This window comes from Devosia sp. YR412 (assembly GCF_900110945.1).
GTDB lineage: Bacteria > Pseudomonadota > Alphaproteobacteria > Rhizobiales > Devosiaceae > Devosia.
In genome coordinates this window covers 206,606-227,898 of sequence record NZ_FOFL01000004.1, presented here as the reverse complement: position 1 = coordinate 227,898, position 21,293 = coordinate 206,606, and the positions used below count along the sequence as shown (strand labels likewise).

Genomic DNA, 21,293 nt, shown 5'->3' with positions numbered 1-21,293 from the left:
GTTCATGACCAAGACCATTTCCTATCCCGACAGCACGCCACCCGCCGTTTTCACCCAGGATGAACTGGGCTGGGCGCCATGGCTGCAGCCGCTGACCGAAGCTGAGTTGACCGAGCGTCACTGGGCGGGTTTGGTCGATGCGTCGCGCTCCAAGTCGGACTATTTCATGCTGCTGGCGCATGACCCTGAAGTGCTCGAGGCGCGCACCAACGCCGACAAGGATATTTTCTACAACCCGAATGGGGGCCTGCCGCGCGCCGAGCGTGAGCTCTCCGCCACGGCGACTTCGCGCCACAATGGCTGCATCTTCTGCGCCTCGGTGCATTCGCGCTTTGCATCGACCCATTCCAAGCGCCGCGACGACGTGCAGCGCCTGCTCGATGACGGCGTGGATACCGATCTGGGCGAGCGCTGGAATGCAGTCAAGCAGGCCGCAGTGGCGTTGAGCGATACGCCCGGCCAATTTGGCGTGGCCGAGATTGCGGAACTGCGCGCGGCGGGGCTCGATGATTTTGAGATCACCGACGTCATTTCGACCTCGGCCTTCTTCAACTGGGCCAACCGCCTGATGCTGTCGCTAGGCGAGCCGGTGCCGGCAAAGGCAGCATAGTCAACGCCGCACAAGATAGGCGCCGCTGCCGGTCTCGGGAGCGGCGCTTTTTTGCACCTTAATGCAGTCGGTAGAGCAGGTCGGCGAAGGTTCCGACCGGCTCGGTATTGTTGGCCTGTGGCTGGCTTGGTGGGCGGAGGCCAAGTCGCACTTCCCGGGGGCTATAGCCGAATTCTCGCTTGAAGGCCCGGCTGAAGTCAGCGGGGTCGAGGAAGTCACGCTCGGCAGCGATGTTGACGATCGGCCGGTTGTCGGTGCCGGCCGACAGGACACGATGCGCATCGAGCAGGCGACGGCTGCGGATGTAGTGGACCACACCGCCCAGATCTTCGAACAGCCGATATAACCGCGAGCGGGAAATGCCTAGGGTGCGGCAGATTTCATCGACCCCGAGCGTTGGCGAGAGCAGGTTGGTCTGCACCAGCTCGCGGGCGCGCTCCAAGAGGGTGGCATTGATGGGGGCGGACGCATCGGCAAGCCGGTCGGGCGTTGGGGCGATGCAGGCGTCGATCATGGCGTGCGTCGCGGCCAGTATGCTCGGTATTTCGTCTTCGGTCATCCGGCGCAGCTGCCGGTCGAGATCGACCAAGTAGGCGGCGAGCAGCCGTCCCAGGCCGGAACAGAGGACCGTGTCGTCTGCGGCATCCAGGGCGCCGACACGTTCGCGGCAGAAATCGCGCGGCACGAAAATGCAGAGGCCGCTGGTTTCGGTCTTGCTGCCGGCGAGGGGACTATGCAGGGATTTGATGAACAGTGTGCCCGGATAGATTTGATTGGTGCGGCCGGGGCGCGTGGTTTCAACCGAGCCTGTCTTGACTGCGACGAAACACCAGTGATCAAGGCCCTTGCTGCGAATATGCAAGGTGTCACGGTGGAAGGTGGCGGGCGGCGTAGTCGAGCGCGTCAGGGCAAGCCGCCCCAGATCCCAGGCCTTGATCTCGACGGCATAGCCAGCGGCGGACGGCTCGGCGTCCAGTTCCATAATGGGCTGCACCATGTCGCGCCAGGCATCATATTGCAGCGCATGCGGCAGATGGCGATTGGTGAAATGGTATTGCCGGATCAGTTTCGGTGATTGCGCAAGCGGCGGCCGGGTTTCGATCGCACGCTGTGTGGTACTGAACAACTTCCCCTCCCACGCCCTGAACACTGCACAGTGGACGGATAGGCCGCCGGCGGTCGGTTGCCGGCCTATTGCGAGATGATCGATTAGTTCCGCGGCGCGTGCCCTAAGCCGGGACCGCGGCCGCGCCCAGGGCTTTCAAAGCCGCGCAAGCTGCCCTCCCGCAGCTGCGCCGAATAATTCTAGTCCCGAATTTATCCAAGGTGAATAGGCACTGCGTCCCAGCCCTATGCGATATGTCTCGACCGCTTTAGTAACGCTGTTTCAGGCCAGCGCCTTGGCCTTGATGCGGAGAAACTCGGCTTCCGAAATTGTGCCGTCGCGCAACAGGGCATTGGCTTCGGCTATTTCCGTGGCCGGGGATCGTCCGGCGACGGTGCGGATATAGGACTCCGCACCTTCACTGCTGCGCCGCGCATCCTCACGTCGCCGTCTGGCCATGCCGCCACCGCGAAACAGGATGTAAGCCAGCGCCGTCAGCATGGGCAGGACTAGCAGGGCAATCGTCCACAGCGCCTTGGCAAAGCCGCCGAGTTCGTTGTCGAGGAACATATCGATGATGATCTGAAACAGTACCATCAGATAGGAGATCAGGAAGAAGCTCCAAATGATCAGCCACAGGAAATCCCAGAAGCCCGAAAGCATTTACCCCCCCCGCACGGATTGTCATCGAGCGGCACTATAGGGCGAGGTCGCCTGGATAGCCTTGGCGGGCGGCCCATGCCTTATGCCAATCGTCTCTATCTGTGGGACGAATACGTCGGGACGGTCTGAGTAGGTCGGGGATGTGAGGCCATGTCCGGGTAGGGCAGGCGTTGTTAGCATGAGCCATGGATGAGTTTGAAGAACAGGCCTTGCCGCGACGCTTGCCATGACGGACACGGCGGCAGTTGTCCCCACACCGCTGGAGGCCATGGTGGCGGGGGTGCTGCAGCGCATCCGGGCGATGTCGGAGAATCCCGAAGCGCGGCTGAGTTGCAATGGCTTGATCGCGATTATCGGGCCGGACTCCCATGTGTTGGCCATATTGATTTTTGCCGTGCTCAACCTGTTGCCGGGGCCGCCCGGTTATAGCCTGGTCGTCGGGCTCGCGATCATGGCCTTTGCGGTGATGCTGTTGGCCCGGCGGCCGTTGCGGCTTTGGGCGTTTGTCGGTGAACGCCAGATCCCGCTGCCGATCCTGGTCAGATTGCTGGAATTCCTGGCAGGCTTCACTCGCTTAATCTCGAAATTTTCGAGGCCGCGCGCTTCGGCATTGGCGTCGCCGCGGCTGTTGCCGATGCTGGCGGTTTTGGCCTTCGGTTATGGCTTTGCCATGCTGGTGCCGATCCCTTTCACCAATACACTGCCGTCGCTGGGCCTGGCGATCACCTGCGTCGGCATGCTGAACCGGGATGGGTTGGCGGTGCTGCTGGGCACTGCCATTGCGATGATCGGCGTGGTTCTGCTGGTGTTGGTGAGCTGGGTTCTGCTGACCGTTTTGCTGGTGGTGTCAGAAGTCGTCCAGCAGGAATTGCCGGCGCTCTAGCCGTTCTGGACCCATGGCCTAGGCCCGAGGCCGCTGGGCATGTCATTGGGCGCCGCGCTTTCTATAGTGGGCGAGACAAAGAGGAGAATTGAAATGGCTTTCATCTTAGTCAAGCGGCGACACGCCGCGATCATCGCGGCTTGTCTGATGGGCCTCGGGCTTAGCCAGGCTCATGGCGACGGCAAGGCGGCTGATGCCGCGCTGAGCCTGCCGCCGGAGATTGTTGGTGTCACCTGGGAATGGCTGGGATTGCAGACGCCAAAGGACCAGATCGAGGTTGCCGATCCAGCCAGCTATAGCGTCACTTTCGCGGAGGATGGCAGCATGGCGCTGCAGGTGGACTGCAACCGCGGTTTCGGCCGCTACACGGTCAGTGCCGACAGCCGGATCAGTATCAAGCCGATCGGTGCCACGCGGATGATGTGTCCCGAGGGATCGCTGGACCAGCAGTTTGCCATCAATCTCGAACGGGTCGGCAGCTTCTTCCTGCTGGATGGCGAGCTGCTGCTGGAACAGCCGTTCGACTCCGGCACCATGCGCTTTAGAGCCGCCGACTAGAGCCGCACGGCGGTGAAGGTACGGCGGCTGACGCCGCGCACGCTGGGGTGATAGGTGCAGCGCAGTGAATTGAGCAATGGAATGCCCAATGCCTGGCCGGCCAGCCGGCTGATCAGATTGCCGGTGTGGCGGCAGTCCATGGTCGCTTCTTCCCAGGCACGCCCGCGGCCGCAGGAGGTGCGCTCAAGGTCGATGAAGATGTCGCGACCGGAGGTGTGCCAGAACAGCCGGCCATCACAGGACAGGTTGCCACCGCGCACCTGATAGCTGCCGCGCCGCTCGAGGCAGAAGGTCAGCCGATAGGGCCCGAAGAGATTTTGCGTGGCGCGGAAACAGCCGCTGACGGGAATGCCCTGCGGGTGATCGGGCACAACCACCCGGGTCTCCTGCGCTGCGATTGGCATCGCCAGCAGCAGGCCCGTGACCAGGGCCAATCTCAGTTGGTGTTTTAGACTAAGCCTCATGGCTGCCCTCCATGCCCGCTAGCGCTAGCGCACCCGGACCGAGGAAATGCTCTGCTGCATGGTGAAGTTGAGGATCGGCGTGCTGCGGTTGAAGGCGCTGCAATTGCCGAAATTGCGGTTGAGGCAAATCTCGGCCGTGGTGGAGCGGCCCTCGATCATGACCGAGCCGATGCGGCTCTCCCAGCGGCCGAGGTTGCGTTCGCTTTCGCCCTGACGCAGGCAGAAACTACGACCACGGAAATTATCGCGTTCGAAAAAGCAGGCGCGGCCCATGCCGATCGAGACGCCACCGGCGCCGATATTGATGTTGATATTGGGCCGGTTCGGGTTATCGGGGATCGGCCGTCCGCCGCCGCCCGGGCTGGCGATCAACTGGCGCAGGAAGGAATCGGAAATCCAGCCGCGATCGCGGCCGAAGTCGGAGAGGCACCAGCCGCGACTGCACCGATTGACGAAGACCTGATCGCCATTGTGCAGCACGGCGACCACGGCATAATTGGTGCCGGGCCCCGCCCGCATATTGACATTGGTGGTGGTGATGGCAGCGCCGGCGCCGACCTGTGCGACGGCCAGGGGGACCAGGGCGAAATAGGCTATCGCTATTGCGACCAGGAGCCGTCGCACCGAACTGCCGAACTGCATGTCGTCCTCCCCGGCTTACGGCAGGACCGCCGCCCGAAAAGTATAGACCCCGGCCTTGGCGACGGCATTCCCCGAGGGTCCAAAGTCTTCGCAACAGGTCTCAATCCATCGCATTGACGGCTGCGCGCTGGCGCCAGACGCCGACCAGCAGGCTGAGGGCAAAGACCACCATCAGCACGGCGATGACCTGTACCAGGATCACTGCATTGTCGACGGGCAGGGCGATCAGGGCCAGACCGAACAGGGCATAGGCACCGCCGCTTATCAGTGTTGACCACAGGCCATCGCGGGCTTTTGCGCGCGGCAGCAGCAGGGTGCAGACTTCGAGCATGCCGAGGATGATGGCCTGGATGCCGACCAAAATGCGCAAGGTGCCGACCGACAGCATGGGGATCAGCCAGGGGCTGCACAGCACCATCAGACCGGCGAGTATGGCCAAAACGCTGCGGGCGATGCCGATCCAGAAGCTCAGGTCACGCGGACCGGTGAGCCGCAGCGCCGCCATGTTGAGGATACCGTCGAGGACCAGGATCCCGCCGCCGACGAAGACCAGCAACCGCAACGCCTGTAGGGGATAAGCAAGGGCAAACAGCCCTGCAATGATGAGTACCACGCCGCGTAGGGCAGTGAGCGTGGTGGCGAGGCCGGCCGATTGGGATGGCATAGTAATCCTCCTCAAAATTCGACCGGGTCGCGGATGATCGGGCAGGTCATGCAGTGGCCGCCGCCGCGACCGCGGCCCAGTTCGGCGCCAATGATGGTGATGACCTCGATGCCCTGTTTGCGCAACAGCGTGTTGGTATAGGTGTTGCGGTCATAGGCGTAAACGACGCCCGGCGAGGCGCAGACGAGGTTTGCTCCGCTGTCCCATTGCGTACGCTCGCGCATATAGGCGGTGCCGCCGGTCTCGACGACACGGAGCTTTTTGTAGCCCAGCGCCTGACCAACTACCTCTACGAAGCTGCCTTCGTCCTTGCGCAATTCGACGCCACTTGAGTGGTCCGATGGGCGATAGGAGAAAGCTTCGATCTTGCCGACGATATCGGGATAGAGCAGCACGCAATCGCGGTCGGCGAAGGTGAACACCGTGTCGAGATGCATGGCGGCGCGCAGCTTGGGCATGGCGGCGACGATGACGCGCTCGGCCACGCCCTGCTTGAACAGTTCTGCCGCTAACTGGCTGATCGCCTGACGCGAGGTGCGCTCGCTCATGCCGATGAGAACATTGCCCTTGCCGATCGGCATGACGTCGCCGCCTTCGAGGGTGGCGAGGCCGTGATCGACCAGCGGATCGCCGTACCAGACATTCACCTTGCCGGCGAAATCTGGATGGAATTTGTAGATGGCGGTGGTGAGGATGGTCTCCTCATGCCGCGCCGGCCAATACAACGGATTAAGCGTTACCCCGCCGTAGATCCAGCAGGTGGTGTCGCGGGTGTAGAGCGTATTGGGCAGCGGCGGCAGAAGATATTCGGTGACGCCGGCCGCGTCGCGCACCAGCCGCAGCATGTCTCCGCCGTGGGTTTCGGGAAACTCCTCGGTCGAGAGCCCACCGATCAGCGTCTCGGCGAGGTCGCGAGGCGACAGGCCTTCGAGATAGGAGCGGATTTCATCGACGAGGCCCAGGCCGACCTGATCGGCGATGACCTGATGGTCGAGGATCCAGGCCTTGGCCTCGGGCACGGCGACGGTTTCGGCCAGGAGATTATGCATTTCGACCACGTCCACGCCGCGGTCGCGCATCTTGGTGATGAAGTCAAAATGGTCGCGCTTGGCATTGTCGACCCACAGCACGTCGTCAAACAGCAAGGCGTCGCAATTTGAGGGGGTCAGGCGCTGATGGGCCCGGCCCGGGGCGCAGACCAGCACCTTGCGCAATTGCCCGACTTCGGAATGTACGCCAAAACCAGTGTGGGCCGTCATGATCTCCTCCTAGAGCTGGATATAACCGGTCGCCAGCATGGTGAGGCCGGTGATGCAGCCGGCGGCCGCCACGGCAAAGACGCCCCATTCCACCGGGGTGAACAGCAGCTTCTTTTGCTCGCGCCGGGCCCAGACATAGAGAAGCGTGCCGGGCACGAAGAGCACGCAGACAAGGGCCACGAATTGCAGGCCCGCCGCGACGAACATGAAGAGCGTGTAGATGACGGCGATCCAGGCAAAGACCTGGTCGCGATTGCGTTCATAAGGGCTGTGCTCATAGCCCCGGCCACTGCGCGCCAGCAGCACGCCATAGCCGGCGACCAGCAGATAGGGCAGCAGCGCCGTGACGCTGGTCATGTCGAGCATGAAATTGAAGGCATCGGCCGACCAATAGGTCGAGATGACGAAGAGCGAGACGACGCTATTGGTGGCCCAGAGCGCATTGGCCGGCACGCGATTGCCGTTCTGGGCGGCGAACAAGCGCGGCATGTCTTCGGACTTGGCGGCGGCGAACAGCACTTCGGCGCAGATCAGCGACCAGGCGAGATAGGCGCCGAGCACGGAAATCAGCACGCCGATGGAGATGAACACCGCGCCCCAATGGCCGACCACGGCTTCGAGCGCGCCGGCGAGCGACGGCTGCTGCAGGCCGGCGATAGCGGCGCGGGGTGAATTGGCATAGGGCAGGAGGGTTACGGCGACCATCAGGCCGGTAACAGCGACGAAGCCGAGGATGGTGGCGCGACCGACATCTGAGCGTTGCTTGGCAAAGCGGGAATAGACGCTGGCGCCCTCGATACCCAGAAATACGAAGACCGTGATCAGCATGGTGTCGCGCACCTGGTTGACCAGGCTTTTCTCCGGCATGTCCAAGCCGCCGAAGAAGTTCTCGGAAAACTGCTGATAATTAAAGGCGACGACCATGGCGAGGATGGCCACCACAATCGGCACGATCTTGGCGACGGTGACGACCATGTTGATGAAGGTCGCCTGCTCGACGCCACGCAGGATCATGGTGTGGAAGGTCCAGATGCCGATCAACGAGACAATTATGGCTATCGCTGTGCTGCCGTCGCCAAACAGGTCTGGGAAGAAGCGCCCCAGGGTCGAGCCGATCAGCACCCAGTAGAAGACATTGCCGAGGCAACTCCCGAGCCAATAACCAAAGGCCGAGAGGAAGCCCATGTAATCGCCAAAGCCGGCCTTGGCATAGGCGAAGACGCCGGAGTCGATATCGGGCCGCTTTTCGGCCAGGGCTTGGAAGACGCGGGCCAGCATATACATGCCGGTGCCGGCAATGGCCCAGGCGATGATGGCACCGAACGGGCCGGTGGCGGCGCCGAAGCGGCCGGGCAGATTGAAAATGCCGGCGCCCACCATCGAGCCGACGACCATGGCCGTGAGGCTGAACAGCGAAAGTTTCTGGGTTTGTGTCGATGCCATGCGTTGCCCCGCCAATCGTCAGTTGGTGTCAGGGGCGTCGTCGAGCGTGTTCTTGTAGATGACGCCGTCCTTCATGATCAGTACGAAATTGTCCGGATCGGCCACAAGCTCGAGGTCGTCGAGCGGATTGCCACCAACCAGCAACAGGTCGGCCAGCGCGCCCTGTTCAACCACGCCAAGCTTGCCGGGATAGGGATTGCGTGGACCGGACAGCGCCAGCAGTTCGGCATTGGTGCTGGTGGCCATGATGAGAGCCTCGGCAGGCGTGTACCAGCGGATCAGCGAGGCGAGGATGGCGCCCTGCTGCTGGGCTAGCGCCTGGGAAAACAGCACATCGGTGCCCCAGGCGGTGCGGAGATGGTATTTGCGCGCCAGCTCATAGGCATGGGTGATGCCGGGGAAGACCGCGTCGGCGCCCTCGCGCTGCACCGAGCCTTCCGGGAAGCCCAGCCGCATAGCTTCGGGCAGCGGCTGCAGGCTCAGCCAAATATCCTTGTCGGCCAGCAATTGCGCCGTCTCGTCGTCCATCAGGAAGCCATGCTCGATCACCTTGACCCCGGCCTCGACGGCACGCTGGATGGCTTTTGGGGTGAAGGCGTGGGCGGTAACATAGGTGCCCCAATTGTCGGCGGCCTCCACCGCGGCTTTCAGCTCTTCAAGCGTGAATGTGGTGACATCCACTGGGCTGAACGGCGATGACACGCCGCCGCCGGCGGTTAGCTTGATCTGCGAGGCGCCCAGCATCAATTGCTCGCGCACCCGCAGACGGACCTCGTCGGGGCTGTCGGCCAGCATGCTGCCACCGACCACTTCCATCCGGGCCATGTGACCGCCAATTGTGCGCGGTAGTTCGGACAGCTGGCGGAAGTCGCCGTGCCCGCTGGTGATGGTGATCATGGCGCCGGAGGGAAAGATGCGCGGCCCCATGGTCAGGCCTTCATCGATGGCCTGCTTTAGTCCAAAGGACGGCCCACCGACATCGCGCACTGTGGTGAAGCCGCGCAGCAGGGTGTCCTTAGCCTCGTCGGCGGCGCTGATGTAATTGTAGCCGATGTCGCCGAAGATGGATTGCGCGGGATTGTTGCGGATCAGCATGGTGTGCCAATGCGCATCGATCAACCCCGGCATCAGGATCATACCGTCGCCATCAATGATGGTCGCGCCTTCTGCCGTTATGGCGTCCTCGGCGATGCGGTCGATCTTGCCGTCGTGGACCAGCACATTGCTGGGTGGCGACAGCTCAGAACTGGTGCCATCGAAAATTCGGACATTTTCGAACAGGGTGTCGCTGCGCTCCGGAGATGGTTGCGCCTGCACCGGGCCAAAGAAAAGCAGGCCGAACAGGGCCGTCGAACACAGCCAGTAGCGGCCTGACCGCCTGGCGGGCGCCGTGCGAAAACACGTCCAAGCTTGATGCGGCATGGTCCATCACCCCCATTGAGGGCAGAGGCGTTGCCGCAAGCACCGGTAACGGTCTGCCTTGGTCTCATGTGCGGGGGACTATCCCATGGGCGGCAGGGAAATGGATTGGCCCAGCCGCCTTTCTCTTGGCTTGGCGTCCCAAGGCAATGCTTGCCGCCGCTATTGACCAATTGGCGCCTGATGATAACGGGGACTGTCAAATCTTTGGCTCTTGCATGCATTACGATTTGCCTCCTAGATGGGCACAGAAGAGGCGTGGGCATTTTTTGTACAGCAGGGGAAAAGAGATGATGGATCAATTCAAGCTTGGTCGCCGTGCCTTTGTGTCGGCACTGGCCTTGGGCACTGCGATGGCGCTGTCGGGCGCCGCGCTGGCGCAGGACGTGATCAAGGTTGCGGCGGTATGGACCGTGCCGGTGGAGCAGCAATGGGCCAGCCGCCTGCACAATGCGCTGGTGGCGGCGCAGGAGCGCGGCGAGATCGAATATGTCTATTCGGAAAACACCACGGCGACCGACTATGAGCGCGTGATGCGCGAATATGCCGAGCAGGGCGTGGCGCTGATGATCGGCGAGGCCTTTGCCGTCGAAGCGCCGGCCCGCGCCGTGGCCGCCGACTATCCCGAAATCAGCTTCCTGATGGGCTCCTCGCTCCCGCCGGTCGAGCCCAACTTTGCCACTTTCGACAATTTCATCCAGGAACCGAGTTACCTCACCGGCATGATTGCCGGCGCCAAGACCGAGTCCAATGTCATCGGCATGGTCGGCGGCTTTGCCATTCCCGAAGTAAATCGCCTGATGAACGCCTTCATCGCCGGCGCGCTGTCGGTCAATCCGGAAGCAAAGTTTTCCATCAGCTTCATCAACTCCTGGTATGATCCGCCCAAGGCCAAGGAAGCGGCCTTCGCCATGGTCGATGCCGGCGCCGACATCCTCTATGCCGAGCGCTTCGGCGTCTCCGATGCCGCCAAGGAACGCGGTATCCTCGCCATCGGCAATGTCATCGACACGTCGGCCGATTATCCGGGCACCATCCTTGCCAGCGCGCTCTGGGACGGCACGCCGATGATCGACAAGGCCATTGCCGATGTGAAGGGGGGCAGCTTCACCGCGTCCGATTATGGCATCTATGCCTTCATGGAATATGGCGGCTCCAGTGCGGTCTATGACGAGGCGCTGGCCGGTGCCGACGCAGTCGCCGCTGCCAAGGCCAAGGAAGCCGAAATCCTCGACGGCAGCTTCAAGGTCGAGATCAACGACGCCGAGCCGTCGTCGACCCTCTGATCCCTTTGCCGGGCGCTTTCGAGCGCCCGGTCTCCAATGCCTGGAAGCGGCAATGACCAGTACAGACACCGTTCTCTCGCTCGAAGGCATTACCAAGCGCTTCGGCAAGCTCACGGCCAATGACCATCTCGACCTAAGCCTGCGGCGGGGCGAAATCCTGGCGCTGCTGGGCGAGAATGGCGCGGGCAAGACCACGCTGATGAATATCCTGTTCGGGCATTATGTGCAGGACGAGGGTGTGGTGCGGGTCAATGGCGAAATGCTGCCGCCCGGCTCGCCCGGCGCGGCACTCAAAGCCGGCATTGGCATGGTGCATCAGCATTTTGCCCTGGCCGAAAACCTCTCCGGCCTCGACAATATCCGGCTGGGCACCGAGGGGCTGTTTGCGCTGGGCGGCAAGGCTGCGGCGCGCAAAAAGGTCGAGCAGATCATTGCCGAAAGCGGGCTTGAGGTGGATCTCGACCGCAAGGTGGCCAGCCTCACCGTGGGCGAAAAGCAGCGGGTGGAAATCCTCAAGGCGCTCTATCGTAATGTGCGAGTGCTGATCCTCGACGAGCCGACGGCGGTGCTGACGCCGCAGGAGGCCGAGGGCCTGTTCACCGTGTTGCGGCGCCTCGCCGCCAATGGGCTGGGCGTGATCTTTATCTCCCACAAGCTGGGCGAAGTGCTGTCGGTCTCGACGCGCATCCTCGTGCTGCGCGGCGGCCGCAAGGCGGGCGAACTGGTGACGGCCGACGCGGACCGCCGCGCCATTGCCGACCTGATGGTGGGAAAGGCCGTGGCCGAGGTAAAGCGTACGGCGGCGACGCCGGCCGAGACCCTGCTCGAATTTTCCGATGTGCACCTGCGGCGGGGCTCGACGCGAGAGTCGCTGCGCAATGTGGGCTTTGCCCTGCGGGCCGGCGAGATCGTCGGACTGGCCGGTGTGTCCGGCAACGGGCAGGGCGGCATTGCCGCGCTGATTTCGGGGCTTGCCGTGCCCGACCAGGGGGCCGTGCTGCTTTATGGCGAGCCGATCACCCGCGCCGATCCGCGCGCCCTCGTCGCGGCGGGCGTGGCCCGCATGCCCGAGGATCGCCAGCATGATGGCGTGGTCGGCACGATGAGCGTGGCCGACAATATTGCCATCGAGGAAGTGCGCAGCGGCGCCTTCTCGCGCATGGGCCTGCTCGACCGCAAGGCCATGCAGGCGCGTGCGACCAGCGCCATCGCCGCATATGACATCCGCTGCCCGGGCCCCGATGCCGAAGCGCGGCTGCTCTCGGGTGGCAATGTGCAGAAACTGATCCTCGCAAGGGTGCTGGAGCGCGAGCCGCGCGTCATCCTCGCCAACCAGCCGACGCGCGGCCTCGACGTCGGCGCCCAGTCCGAAGTCCACCGCCGCATCATCGCCGCGCGCGATCGTGGCGCGGCCGTGCTGGTGATCTCGGAGGATCTCGACGAATTGTTTGCCTTGGCCGATCGCTTCCTTGTGGTGCATGCCGGGGAAGTGAGCGATGCCGGCCCGTCCGACCGGCTGGATCGCGGCGCCGTGGGTCTTCTGATGGCGGGGCAGGCGGCATGAGTTTCCGTCTCGAAGCCCGTGCCGACGCGTCGATAGCGCTCAAACTCCTGGTCTCGCTGGGGGCAGGGTTGGCCGCGCTGCTGCTGGTCGCCATTCCCGTGCTGTTTGCCGGTGGCTCGCCCTTCACCGCCTATGGGCTGATCATCCAGGGCGCCTTCGGCTCGATGTTCGCCCTGTCGGAAACGCTCAATCGCGCCACGCCACTGATCCTTACCGGCCTTGCCGCTGCGGTCGCCTTCCGCGCCCGGCTGTGGAATATCGGCGCCGAGGGACAGCTCTATATCGGCGCGCTGTCCGCGGTTTTGGTCGGCTCGGGTCTTCTCCAGATGCCGCCCATGCTGCTGATCCCCACGGTGATGATCGCCGGCTTCGTCGCCGGCGGGTTGATGATGATCATTCCGACCCTGCTTAAGCAGCGCTTCGGCGCCGACGAGGTGGTCATCACCCTGCTGCTCAATTTCGTGGTGATCCTGCTGGTGCAGATGCTGGTGGAAGGGCCGCTCAAGGACCCGCTGTCCATGGGCTGGCCGCAATCGGTGCCGCTGCTGGCCGAGGCAAAGTTCGACAAGCTGGTGCCGCGCCTGCGCATGCATTGGGGCCTGGTGGTCGGCGTCGCGGCCGCCATTCTGCTGTGGGTGCTCGTGCGCAAGACAGTGCTGGGCTTCGAGATCAAGGCGGTGGGCGAGAACCGCGCCGCGGCACGCTTTGCTGGCATTCCGGTCGATGCGACCATGCTCAAGGTGGCGCTGATCTCGGGTGGCCTCGCGGGGCTGGCCGGTGTCAGCGAGGTGGCGGGCGTCAAGGGCTATCTCTCGGCTGACCTGTCGCCGGGCTTTGGCTATTCCGGCATTGTCGTCGCCATGCTGGCGGGGCTGTCGCCCGTGGGAACGGTGTTCGCGGCGGTCTTCGTGGCGGCGGTGTTTGTCGGCGCCGACTCGATGAGCCGGGCCACCGGTATTTCCAACTATCTGGCCGATCTCGTGGTGGCGCTGTCGCTGCTTTGCGTCTTGATCGGCGGTTTTTTCCTGCGCTTCCGCATCCGCTACGAGCGGGCTGCTGCGCCGGCTGCGGGGGCATAGGCCATGGATGTGCTGCTCGACATTTTCGGTTCCGCCAATTTCTGGGCTGCCGCCATCCGCATCGCCACGCCGCTGATCTTTGGCGTGCTGGGCGCACTGATCTGCGAAAGGGCAGGGGTGCTCAACCTCGGCATCGAGGGGATATTTGTCGCTGGCGCCATGGCCGGCTGGCTGGCGGTTTATCTCGGGGCGGGGCTGTGGGGCGGGGTGCTGGTGGCGCTGGCGACCGGGGCGACCTTTGGCCTGCTGCATGCCGTACTGGCGGTGATCCTGGGCCTGTCGCAGCACGTGTCGGGCATCGGCATCACGCTCTTGGCCACCAGTCTGAGCTATTTCACCTATCGCACGGCGTTGCCGACGGTGACCTCGCCGCCGCGCATTGTCCCGTTCCAGCCGGTGAGCATTCCCGGCCTCAGCGATCTGCCCTTCTTCGGCCCGGCTTTGTTCCAGCAGACGCCGCTGACCTTCCTGGCCCTCGCTTTCGTCGCCCTGGTCGCCTTCGTGCTTTATCGCACGCCGCTGGGTCTCGCCATTCGCGCCGTCGGCGACAATCCGGCCTCGGTCGAGGCGCAGGGCCTTTCTGTACGCGGGCTGCGCATTGGCGCGGTGGTAGCCGGTTCGGCGCTGATGGCGCTGGGCGGGGCCTTCCTCACCATGTCGGCCTTCGACGCCTTCTTTTTCGGCATGGTCAATGGCCGCGGCTGGATCTGCATCGCGCTGGTGGTCTTCGCCTCCTGGCAGCCGGGCAAAGCGCTGCTCGGGGCGCTGCTGTTCGGCGCTTTTGACGCCTTCCAGATCCGACTGCAGGCCGAAATCGGCCAGGTCGTGCCGGGGCAGGTCTTCCTGATGCTGCCTTATCTCCTGTCCATCGTGGCGCTTGTGCTGGTGGCCCGCCGGGCGGACTATCCGCGCGCCCTGCTGCAGCCCTGGTTCAAGGGCCAGCGGCACTAATTTCTGAGGTACCCCGTGTTCGATCTGAAGCTCACCAATGCCACTCTTCCCGATGGCCGCACCGGCGTGGATATCGGCGTCTCCGGCGGCCTTGTCACCGCCATTGAGGCTGATCTCGGCGGCGAGGCGGGCGAGGTGATCGACGCTGGCGGGCAGCTCGTGTCGCCGCCCTTTGTCGATTGCCATTTCCACATGGACGCGACCCTGTCGCTCGGCCTGCCGCGCTTCAACGAAAGCGGGCTGCTGCTCGAAGGCATCCAGATCTGGGGCGAGCTCAAGCCGCTGCTGACCCAGGAAGCGGTGGTCGATCGCGCCCTGGCCTATTGCGATCTCGCGGTGTCACAAGGCTTGCTGGCCATCCGCACCCATGTCGATATCTGCGACGATCGCCTGCTTGGTGTCGAGGCTCTGCTCGAGGTCAAGCGCCGCGTGGCGCCCTATATCGATCTGCAGCTCGTGGCCTTTCCGCAGGACGGCTATTACCGCTCTCCCGGCGCCGTGGACCTGCTCGATCGGGCCCTGGACATGGGCGTCGACGTGGTCGGCGGCATTCCCCATTTCGAGCGGACCATGGCCGATGGCGCCGCCAGCGTCACGGCGCTGTGCCAGATCGCCGAGAAGCGCGGCCTGCTGGTGGATCTCCACTGCGACGAGACCGACGATCCACTGAGCCGCCATATCGAAACGCTGACCTATGAGACCCAGCGCCTCGGTCTTAATGGTCGCGTGGCCGGCTCGCACCTGACCTCGATGCATTCCATGGACAATTATTATGTGTCCAAACTGCTGCCGCTGATGGCCGAGGCGGGCGTCGCCGCCATTGCCAATCCCAATATCAATATCGGCATCCAGGGCCGCCACGACACCTATCCCAAGCGCCGCGGCATGACGCGGATTCCGGAAATGCTGACCTATGGCATTACTGCCGCCTTCGGGCAGGATTGCATGATGGACCCCTGGTATTCGCTGGGCCAGGCCGACATGCTGGAAGTGGCCAGCATGGGCCTTCATGTGGCGCAGATGACCAGCCGCAATGCCATGCGCCAGTGCTTTGCCGCGGTGACCACCGGCCCGGCGGAAATCCTCCATCTCGATGGCTATGGCGTCGAGGTCGGCTGCAAGGCCGACATGGTGCTGCTGCAGGCCGCCGACCCGATCGAGGCCATCCGCCTCAAGGCGACGCGGCTGGCGGTGATCAAAGGCGGCAAAGTTATTTCGAGGACCGCCCCGAGGCAGAGCAAGCTGAGCCTGACCGGCCGGCCGGAAATACTCGATCCGGCCAAGGTCGGTCCCAGGCTCTGACAGCTCGGCCTATGCCGGCAAGACGATGACCTTGGTATCGACCGGCGTCCGCGAATAGAGGTCGATCATGTCCTGGCTGAGCAGACCGATGCAACCGCTTGAAATATTGGTGCCGATCGTCTCGGGAATGCTCGTGCTGTAGATGGTGTAAAGCGTGTAGACGCCGTTCTGGTAGAGATAGAGGGTGCGGGCGCCCAGCGGATTGCCCAAGCCGGGCGCCATGCCGCCGGCATATTTTGCAACCTCAGGCTGGCGCTGGATCATCTCGCGGGGCGGCGTCCAGACCGGCCATTCCGCTTTGCGGCCGATGTAGGCGTCGCCGCTCCACAGGAAGCCGGAACGGCCGACATTGGCGCCATAACGCGTGGCAAGGCCTTCGCCTTCGATGCGGTAGACGTAGTAGTGGCTTGGATCGATGATAATCGTGCCGACGGCCTCGGCGCTGTCATAGCGCACCTTGCGGCGGTAATATTTTGGATTGATCTTGCTGACATTGACGGCCGGGATCGGGAAACGTTCGTCGGGAACCGGGCCGTAGGCTCTTTCGGCCTCCGCAAAGCTCATGCCACCAGACGTGGTGCAGGCTGCAAGCCCGATCGAAGCCAACGCCGCTGCAGAGCCCAGCAGAAACGACCGGCGATTGGACAATCCAGACGGGTTGGTCTGCTCCAAATTGCGGGCGTCGGCAATTCCATCATCGATGATCATGACTTGAAGTCTCCCATGGCCAGTGCCCAACTGTTGACGATGTCAGACGGCCCGCCTGTTTTCTGCGAAGCCGAGATTGGTCTTAGATGCGTCGCTTGGCAAGCGCGGCCGTCAAAGCAGCCAAGGACCGGCTGCATAATTATCGTTTCAGTTGTCGTTCCGGGAGGGCGATGATAGATGGTTTCTGGGTAATGCAGTGTCGGCGAGCTTATTAAATCCGCTGGATGCACTAAGATTTGGCACAATGTTGTCTGCGGAGAACCTGATTTGAGCATTGTCAGCCATGGCCTATTTGAGCTGCCGCAGCCCAAGCGCATCTCGTTGTCCGAAAGCGTCGCCGACACCATAGCCGAGGCGATCTCGACACGAATCATCATGCCGGGCGAGCGGATTGTCGAGACTGCGCTGGTGGAAAAGCTCGGCGTTAGCCGCGTGCCGATCCGCGAGGCGCTGAAGGTGCTGCATGCCCAAGGCATTCTGAACGGCGGCGGTCACCGCGGCTATCGCGTCTCGGCCTTTGACCCCGGCACCACCCAGCAGGTGATGGAAGTGCGGTTGTCGCTCGAATCCTTCCTGTTGCGCGATGCCATCGAAAACTGGCGCAGCGGCGTCGAGGACATTGCCGCGCTACAGCGCCCGATCGACGACATGAAGGCCTCCGCCCGCGCCGGCGATATCCGCGCCTCCCTGATTGCCGACCTCGACTTTCACCGCGCTATCCGCGTTGCCGCGCGCAACCCCGTGGTCGGCACGCTGTGGGACACCATCGCCCGCCATGTGCTGATCGTCTTCAACTTCGATCGCTATCGCGATGAAAACCTCGATGCCATTCCCAAGCAGCACGAGGAATTCCGCGCCCAGATCCAGGAGCAGGTCGCCCGCTCGACCACCAAGCTCGATGAGCTCTATGGCGCGCTCGAGGATCACATGCTGCTGATCGAAAGAAAAAAACGCCGCAAGCTGGCGATCGGCATTTAGCAAATCCATTACCCACTCTGTCAGGCCCGCCAAATGGCGGGCTTTTTGCTGCCCGAAAGCTGCGACAATCCTATCCGTCGCCGCGTGTCGTGGCGCCTTGCAACCGCGTATATTGTAGTACAGTATACAATTAGCGGATGGGCGGTATGGCTCGGTTCGCTCCTTATCGGCGAGCTTGCAGGCATATCGATGAAACATCTAATCCGTGCCAAAACCCTGATCGATGGCAGCGGCGGCAGCATTGAGCATGGCGCGCTGCTGTTCGAGAGCGACCGGATCCTGGCGGTCGGCCGCGCCGCTGATATCGGCGTGCCCGAGGGCGCAGAGGTCACCGATACGGATGGCACGCTGATGCCCGGCATGTTCGATGCCCATGTGCATCTGCGATCGCCCGGCACGGCCGACGAGACCGGCATGCACAAGTGGGAAATCGCCCGCATGTCCTATGCCGACATGGCGCTGCGTGCGGTCTATTACGCGCAGCAGACCCTGCGCTCCGGCTTTACCTCGGTGCGCGATCTGGCGGCGCCGGGCGGCACCATCATCGACCTGCGCAAGGCCATCGATGCCGGCTATGTCGTGGGGCCGCGCATCAAGGCCTGCGGCATGGGCCTCAGCGTCACCGGTGGGCATATGGACGAGGGCGGCTGGGCCGACCAGGTGAGCATTGCCAATATGACGGCTCCTTGCAACGGCGCTGACGGGTTCCGCCAGGGCGTGCGCGAACAGCTCAAGCGTGGCGCCGATTTTATCAAGCTCAACACCTGGGTGTCCTATCACAACAGCCCGACACGCTTCTGGCGCCAGGAAATGACCGATGACGAGATCAAGGGCGCCTGCGACGAAGCCCATGCACAAGGCGTGCATGTCGCCGCCCATACCTATGGTCCCGACGGCGTTGCCGCCTCGGTGCGCAATGGCGTCGACACCATCGAGCATGGCCACTGGATCGACGAACCGGTGATCGAGCTGATGGTCAAGCACAACACGACCTTTGTGCCGACGCTGACTATCAATGACGTCCATGCCAGCTACGCCCTGGCCAATCCCGACATGGCCGAAAAGCACAAGCGCTGGCATCGCGAGTCGAGCGCCGCCAAATGGAAGACGCTGGAGCTGGTGCGCAAGGCCGGCATTCGCGTCTGCACCGGCACCGATAGCGGCTTCCAGCTCGAGAACGGCAAATGGGGCGCCTATGAACTGATGCTGATGGTCAAGGGCGGCTTCACGCCGATGGAGGCCATCGTCGCCGCAACCTCGTCGAGCGCCGACATGATGGAAATCGACGCCGGGCGCCTGCAGGCCGGCAAATATGCCGACTTGGTCATCGTCGACGGCAATCCGCTCGACGACATTTCCATTCTGCACCAGATCGATCGGCTGACCGTCTTCAAGGGCGGCGTTGTCGTGCAATGACCACCAGCGCGGCCCAATGACCTTTCCTGACGCCCAGACCTACGACCTTTCCGGACTGCAGGCCCCGGCCAGCATCCATGTCGATCAATGGGGCATTGCCCATATCCGTGCCGGTGGCCGCCGCGACCTGTTCTTCGTTCAAGGCTTCAACGCCGCCAGAGACCGGCTGTGGCAGCTCGACATCTGGCGCAAGCGCGGGCTCGGCCTGCTGTCTGCCGATTTCGGTCCGGGCTTTGTCGAGCAGGATCGCGCGGCGCGGCTGTTTCTCTATCGCGGTGACATGGATGCCGAATGGGCCTCCTATGGCGTGGCCGATGCGAGGCAGGTGACGGAGGCCTTTGTCGCCGGCATCAATGCCTTCATCGCGCTGACGGCTGAGCAGCCGGAGCTGACGCCGCCCGAATTTGGCGTGACTGGAACCCAGCCGGCCCTTTGGGCCGCCGATGACGTGGTGCGCATCCGCACTCATGCCCTTGTCGCCAATATCGGCTCCGAAGTGGCGCGGGCCGAAATCCTCGAGGCTGGCGCACCAGCCGCCGATGCGCTGCGGCGCAATCTTGAACCGCCGAGGACGCCGGCCAAAGCTGATGGGCTCGACCTGGCCGGCATCAATGCCCGCGTGCTCGAAACGCTGCGCCTTGCCACCGTGCCTTTCTATCTCACCGATGCCCGCCTTGCCGCCAGTCCGGAAGACGCCGGCAACTGGCGGCTGGTCGACGACCTCGGCGTGGTCTCGGCTGCCGAAGGCGAGGGCTCGAACAATTGGGCGGTTTCCCCCTCGCGCACGGCGACCAGTCGCCCGATCCTCGCCAGCGATCCGCATCGCAGCTTCACCCAGCCGTCGCTGCGCTATGTGGTTCATCTCAAGGCGCCAGGGCTCGATGTCATCGGCGCCGGCGAACCGGCCATGCCGGGTGTCGCACTGGGCCACAACGAGAGTGCTGCCTTTGGCCTGACCATGGCGCCGCTCGACCAGGAAGACCTCTATCTCTATGCGATGAGCGGTAATGACTACGCCTATGGCGTCGGCCGCGAGCCGTTGACCGTCATCGAGGAGATGATCCCGGTGCGGGGCGGTTACACCATGCCGGTGCGGCTCGAATATACCCGCCATGGTCCGGTGATCTGGCGCGAGGGCAACCGGGCCGCGGCCGTGCGTTCGGTCTGGCTGGAGCCGGGCAGTTCGGCCTATTTCGCCAGCCTTGGCTATCTCGGGACGACATCGGTCGGCGACTTCCGCACGGCGCTGTCGCATTGGTCGGTGCCCTGTACCAACCATGTCTATGCCGATGTCTCGGGCACGGTGGCCTGGCAGGTTGCGGGCAAGGTGCCGGTCCGGCCCAATTGGGATGGGCTGCTGCCCGCGCCAGGCGATGGCACGCATGAATGGGCCGGCTTTCACCCCGCTGCCGTCCTGCCCGGCGAGACCAATCCCAACCGCGGCTTTGTCAGCAGCGCCAATGAAATGAACCTGCCATCAGGGGCCGAGACGCTGGGCCTGGGCTTTGAATGGTCCGAGCCCTCCCGCGCCAATCGCATCCGCGCTGTGCTCTCGGAACAGAGTTCGCATTCTGTTGCCGACGCGATGGCGCTGCAGACCGACGATCTTTCCATTCCGGCCAAACGGGTGTGCGCGCTGCTGCCTGCTAGGGCGTCGGCCTTGTTGCAGGGCTGGGATCACCATCTCGGTGCCGAAAGCGCCGCTGCGGCGCTGTTCGAGGTCTGGTGGACGCTGCATTTGCGCCCGGCGCTGCTGCGGACGCTGGTGCCGGACGCTGCGGTGCGGCTGGCGGTCAAGGCGGGTGACGCGGCCAGCCTGCTGCGCGCGCTCGAAACCGACATGCCCGTCGCCGAACGCGACACGCTGATGCTCGAAACGCTCCATGCGGCCCATGCCGACTGCGTGGCCCGGATGGGGCCGGACAGCGCCAGCTGGTCCTGGGGGCAGTTGCATCATACGCATTTCGAGCACCCGCTCACCGCCGTGTTCCCGACCATGGCCGCCAATGTCGGCCCATATGGGGTCGGCGGCTCGGGCTCGACGCCGATGGCCATGCATTATCGCGGCGACACCTTCCAGGTGACCGTCGGCGCGCAGGTGCGGCTGGTGATGGATGTCGGCGACTGGGACAAGAGCATGGTGATCAACGGCCCCGGCCAGTCGGGCGACCCGCGCTCACCCCATTATGCCGATCACGGCCTGCTCTGGGCCGAAGGGAAATTCGTGCCGCTGCTGTTTTCCGACGCTGCGGTGGACGCCGCAACCCGGCAGATCATTACACTCAAACCAAAGCGCTGA

General features: G+C 63.6%; 20 protein-coding genes. 11 read left to right on the top strand and 9 right to left on the bottom strand.

From position 1 onward, the window contains the following. The first annotated feature begins 4 nt into the window (after nt 1-4). The gene (locus BM045_RS14790; protein WP_092184579.1) at nt 5-610 is read left to right on the top strand and encodes an alkylhydroperoxidase domain protein; all 606 of its coding nucleotides are present in this window, start codon (nt 5-7) and stop codon (nt 608-610) included. A gap of 58 nt (nt 611-668) precedes the next feature. Here BM045_RS14790 and BM045_RS14785 read toward each other — a convergent pair whose 3' ends face one another. Together BM045_RS14785 and BM045_RS14780 are read right to left on the bottom strand one after the other, a co-directional pair. Continuing rightward, nucleotides 669-1,736, bottom strand: coding sequence for a helix-turn-helix domain-containing protein (locus BM045_RS14785; RefSeq protein ID WP_092184577.1), 1,068 nt, complete (start codon nt 1,734-1,736; stop codon nt 669-671). 261 nt (nt 1,737-1,997) lie between these two features. Beyond that, the gene (locus tag BM045_RS14780) at nt 1,998-2,378 is read right to left on the bottom strand and encodes a PLDc N-terminal domain-containing protein (protein ID WP_092184575.1); all 381 of its coding nucleotides are present in this window, start codon (nt 2,376-2,378) and stop codon (nt 1,998-2,000) included. Nucleotides 2,379-2,604: 226 nt separating this feature from the next. Between BM045_RS14780 and BM045_RS14775 the strand changes: the two genes are divergently transcribed. Continuing rightward, the gene (locus BM045_RS14775; protein ID WP_092184573.1) at nt 2,605-3,261 is read left to right on the top strand and encodes an exopolysaccharide biosynthesis protein; all 657 of its coding nucleotides are present in this window, start codon (nt 2,605-2,607) and stop codon (nt 3,259-3,261) included. 93 nt (nt 3,262-3,354) lie between these two features. Then, the gene (locus BM045_RS14770) at nt 3,355-3,819 is read left to right on the top strand and encodes an META domain-containing protein (protein WP_170848525.1); all 465 of its coding nucleotides are present in this window, start codon (nt 3,355-3,357) and stop codon (nt 3,817-3,819) included. Here the strand turns inward: BM045_RS14770 and BM045_RS14765 are convergent. The 6 genes from BM045_RS14765 to BM045_RS14740 all read right to left on the bottom strand — a co-directional run bounded on the left by BM045_RS14765 (nt 3,816) and on the right by BM045_RS14740 (nt 9,713). Next, nucleotides 3,816-4,283 carry a hypothetical protein gene (locus tag BM045_RS14765; protein ID WP_139198810.1) on the bottom strand — a complete coding sequence of 156 codons (468 nt, stop codon included), beginning with the start codon at nt 4,281-4,283 and terminating at the stop codon, nt 3,816-3,818. The genes BM045_RS14770 and BM045_RS14765 overlap by 4 nt on opposite strands. A gap of 24 nt (nt 4,284-4,307) precedes the next feature. Next, the gene (locus tag BM045_RS14760) at nt 4,308-4,925 is read right to left on the bottom strand and encodes an SH3 domain-containing protein (RefSeq protein ID WP_092184567.1); all 618 of its coding nucleotides are present in this window, start codon (nt 4,923-4,925) and stop codon (nt 4,308-4,310) included. 100 nt (nt 4,926-5,025) lie between these two features. Further along, a complete protein-coding gene (locus BM045_RS14755; protein ID WP_092184565.1) occupies nt 5,026-5,589 on the bottom strand; it encodes a DUF308 domain-containing protein in 564 nt (187 codons plus the stop codon). An 11-nt stretch (nt 5,590-5,600) separates the two neighbouring features. After that, nucleotides 5,601-6,848, bottom strand: a complete 1,248-nt coding sequence (gene arcA / locus BM045_RS14750) for an arginine deiminase (RefSeq protein WP_092184563.1) — start codon at nt 6,846-6,848, stop codon at nt 5,601-5,603. Nucleotides 6,849-6,857: 9 nt separating this feature from the next. Further along, complete coding sequence (locus BM045_RS14745) at nt 6,858-8,291, bottom strand: basic amino acid/polyamine antiporter (protein ID WP_092184561.1); 1,434 nt, start codon at nt 8,289-8,291, stop codon at nt 6,858-6,860. Between the two features lie 18 nt (nt 8,292-8,309). After that, complete coding sequence (locus tag BM045_RS14740; protein WP_092184559.1) at nt 8,310-9,713, bottom strand: metal-dependent hydrolase family protein; 1,404 nt, start codon at nt 9,711-9,713, stop codon at nt 8,310-8,312. Nucleotides 9,714-10,000: 287 nt separating this feature from the next. Here BM045_RS14740 and BM045_RS14735 point away from each other — a divergent pair, with 287 nt between their 5' ends. The 5 genes from BM045_RS14735 to BM045_RS14715 are packed head-to-tail and all read left to right on the top strand — an operon-like array spanning nt 10,001 to nt 15,892. Continuing rightward, nucleotides 10,001-10,996, top strand: a complete 996-nt coding sequence (locus BM045_RS14735) for a BMP family protein (protein WP_092184557.1) — start codon at nt 10,001-10,003, stop codon at nt 10,994-10,996. Nucleotides 10,997-11,048: 52 nt separating this feature from the next. Continuing rightward, a complete protein-coding gene (locus BM045_RS14730; protein ID WP_092184555.1) occupies nt 11,049-12,560 on the top strand; it encodes an ABC transporter ATP-binding protein in 1,512 nt (503 codons plus the stop codon). Further along, a complete protein-coding gene (locus BM045_RS14725; protein WP_092184553.1) occupies nt 12,557-13,639 on the top strand; it encodes an ABC transporter permease in 1,083 nt (360 codons plus the stop codon). The genes BM045_RS14730 and BM045_RS14725 overlap by 4 nt, the downstream gene beginning before the upstream one ends. A 3-nt stretch (nt 13,640-13,642) precedes the next feature. Next, nucleotides 13,643-14,590 carry an ABC transporter permease gene (locus BM045_RS14720; RefSeq protein ID WP_092184551.1) on the top strand — a complete coding sequence of 316 codons (948 nt, stop codon included), beginning with the start codon at nt 13,643-13,645 and terminating at the stop codon, nt 14,588-14,590. 15 nt (nt 14,591-14,605) lie between these two features. Next, a complete protein-coding gene (locus BM045_RS14715) occupies nt 14,606-15,892 on the top strand; it encodes an amidohydrolase family protein (protein ID WP_092184549.1) in 1,287 nt (428 codons plus the stop codon). 9 nt (nt 15,893-15,901) lie between these two features. Here BM045_RS14715 and BM045_RS14710 read toward each other — a convergent pair whose 3' ends face one another. Further along, nucleotides 15,902-16,600 carry a L,D-transpeptidase family protein gene (locus BM045_RS14710; protein WP_092184547.1) on the bottom strand — a complete coding sequence of 233 codons (699 nt, stop codon included), beginning with the start codon at nt 16,598-16,600 and terminating at the stop codon, nt 15,902-15,904. A 267-nt stretch (nt 16,601-16,867) separates the two neighbouring features. On the opposite strand from BM045_RS14710, the gene BM045_RS14705 reads away from it, so the two are divergent. The 3 genes from BM045_RS14705 (at nt 16,868) to BM045_RS14695 (ending at nt 21,293) form a co-directional block, all read left to right on the top strand. Beyond that, nucleotides 16,868-17,578, top strand: coding sequence for a GntR family transcriptional regulator (locus BM045_RS14705; protein ID WP_092184545.1), 711 nt, complete (start codon nt 16,868-16,870; stop codon nt 17,576-17,578). 189 nt (nt 17,579-17,767) lie between these two features. Further along, complete coding sequence (locus BM045_RS14700) at nt 17,768-18,994, top strand: metal-dependent hydrolase family protein (protein WP_170848524.1); 1,227 nt, start codon at nt 17,768-17,770, stop codon at nt 18,992-18,994. Nucleotides 18,995-19,010: 16 nt separating this feature from the next. Next, nucleotides 19,011-21,293, top strand: a complete 2,283-nt coding sequence (locus BM045_RS14695; RefSeq protein WP_092184541.1) for a penicillin acylase family protein — start codon at nt 19,011-19,013, stop codon at nt 21,291-21,293.